At 70.2% G+C, this 2,044-nt stretch carries 3 protein-coding genes; 2 read left to right on the top strand and 1 reads right to left on the bottom strand.

The features are described 5' to 3' along the window. Both VF139_05980 and VF139_05985 read left to right on the top strand, forming a co-directional pair. The coding region (locus VF139_05980; protein ID HEX6850937.1) for a PLP-dependent aspartate aminotransferase family protein at window positions 1-1,196 on the top strand (1,196 nt) is incomplete at its 5' end. Then, a complete protein-coding gene (locus tag VF139_05985; GenBank protein HEX6850938.1) occupies window positions 1,193-1,780 on the top strand; it encodes a hypothetical protein in 588 nt (195 codons plus the stop codon). The genes VF139_05980 and VF139_05985, both read left to right, overlap by 4 nt. A 1-nt stretch (window position 1,781) precedes the next feature. Here VF139_05985 and VF139_05990 read toward each other — a convergent pair. Then, the coding region (locus tag VF139_05990; GenBank protein ID HEX6850939.1) for a hypothetical protein at window positions 1,782-2,044 on the bottom strand (263 nt) is incomplete at its 5' end.

Genomic DNA, 2,044 nt, shown 5'->3' on the forward strand with positions numbered 1-2,044 from the left:
CCATGACGACGGAATGCCTGGAGAGCCGGAAGACGGGATTCTTCACGAAGCTGGTGCACGCGGGGGCGCCGAAGGACGCGTACGGCAGCGCGGTCACCCCGATCTATCAGACGTCCACGTTCGGCTTCCGGAACGCGCAGGAGGGGGCGGACCGGTTCGCGGGGAAGGCCGACGGCTACATCTACACGCGCCTCGGCAATCCCACCATTCACGCCCTCGAAGCGTGCGTGGCGGAACTCGAGGAGGGCGTCGGCGGCGTCGCCACGAGTTCGGGCATGGGGGCCGTCCTGACGGTCTACATGGCGCTCCTCGACCAGGGGAGCCACGTCGTGAGCACGGCGTCGGTCTACGGACCCTCGCGAGGACTGCTCGAGGATCACTTCGCGCGCTTCGGCGTCACCGCGACGTTCGTCGACACGTCCGACGTCCGCAACGTGGAGCGGGCCCTGCGCCCGAACACGCGTTTCGTCTACGTGGAAACGCCCTCCAACCCGTCCATGCAGGTCACCGATATCGCCGCCACGGCCGCCGCGGCTCGCAAGGCCGGCTGCCTGCTCGTGGTCGACAACACGTTCGCGTCCCCCTATCTCCAGAGGCCGCTCCTCTTGGGGGCCGACGTGGCTCTCCACTCGGTGACGAAATTCATCAACGGACACGCCGACGTGGTGGGCGGCATCCTGGTGGCCAAGGACCCCGAGCTGCTTCGCCGCCTCCGCTCGGTCATGATCGCCACGGGGTGCAACATGGATCCCCACCAGGCGTTCCTCGTCCACCGGGGACTCAAGACGCTCGCCCTTCGGCTCGACCGCGCCCAGGCCTCGGCGCAACGCATCGCCGCCTGGCTCGAGTCGAGACCGGACGTGGCGTGGGTCCGCTACATCGGACTTCCCTCCCATCCGCAGCACGAACTCTCGAAGCGACAGATGAGCGGCTTCGGCGCCATGATCAGTTTCGAGCTGAAGGGCGGGTTCGACGCGGGCGAGCGGCTCATGAACCGCGTTCGCCTGGCGACCCTCGCGGTCTCTCTGGGCGGCGTCGAGACGCTCGTCGAGCATCCCGCCTCGATGACGCACGCGAAGATGGCGCCGGCCGAGCGGCTCAAGGCGGGGATCACCGAAGGGCTCGTGCGCTACGCGGTGGGGATCGAGGAGCCCGAGGATCTCATCGAGGACCTTCGGCAGGCGCTGGAGGGGTGAGCCCGGGATCGGGGAACGCCGCCGGCGGGGACGGGAGAGGTCGCCGGCTGATCGCGGTCATCGAGTGCATCCTCAACCAGAACGCGCGCGACGCCGGCGCCGCGGACTCCCCCGCCCTGAATGCCGAGGTCGTCCTACTCTGCCGGGATCACGACGTCGGCCTCCTTCAGATGCCCTGCCCGGAGATCGCGTTCCTGGGCTTGAAGCGCACGCGCCCGAAGGGCGAGTCCATCCGTGCCGCGCTCGACACGCCCGCCGGTCGACGGTGTTGTGGGAACCTCGCGAGGGAGGTCGCGGACCGCATCGAAGCGTACGCCCGCGAAGGGTGCGAGGTGCTCGCCCTGCTGGGCGGAAACCCGGGGAGCCCGGGGTGCGCGGTGCACGAGGACGGGAGCGGACTGCGCCCGGAGTCCGGCGTCCTCATGCGGGAGCTCCGGGCCGAGCTGCGCCGGAGAAGCATCGAGATACCCTTCCGCGGAATGCGCGACCACGACCCCGCGAGCCATGCGGAGGACGTCGAATGGCTGCGCGGCGTGCTGGCCACGGGCGCGGCCGCGCGGCGCGACGAAAGCGCCCCGCCTTAGGTCACTCGCTCAGGAAGGGCGGCTGGCTCCCCTGCGGAATCCCCGTCTCGATCCGCACCTCGCGGAAGAGCGCGTGGCAGGCCGGACGGATCATGGGGGCCTCGAGCGGCCAGACCAACGTCACCGGCGCGCGGCGGGGCGCGAAGGGCTCGCGGTCGAGAAGAGCGTGGAGCTCGGGATCGAGGCGCACGTACCATGGCGCCAGGCGATGCAGGAACTTCCGCCCGAGCCAGCGAAGAGCGCGCTCCGGCTCGCCGAGCCGCA

The organism is Candidatus Polarisedimenticolaceae bacterium (genome assembly GCA_036376135.1).
In the GTDB taxonomy this organism is placed as follows: Bacteria; Acidobacteriota; Polarisedimenticolia; order Polarisedimenticolales; family DASRJG01; genus DASVAW01.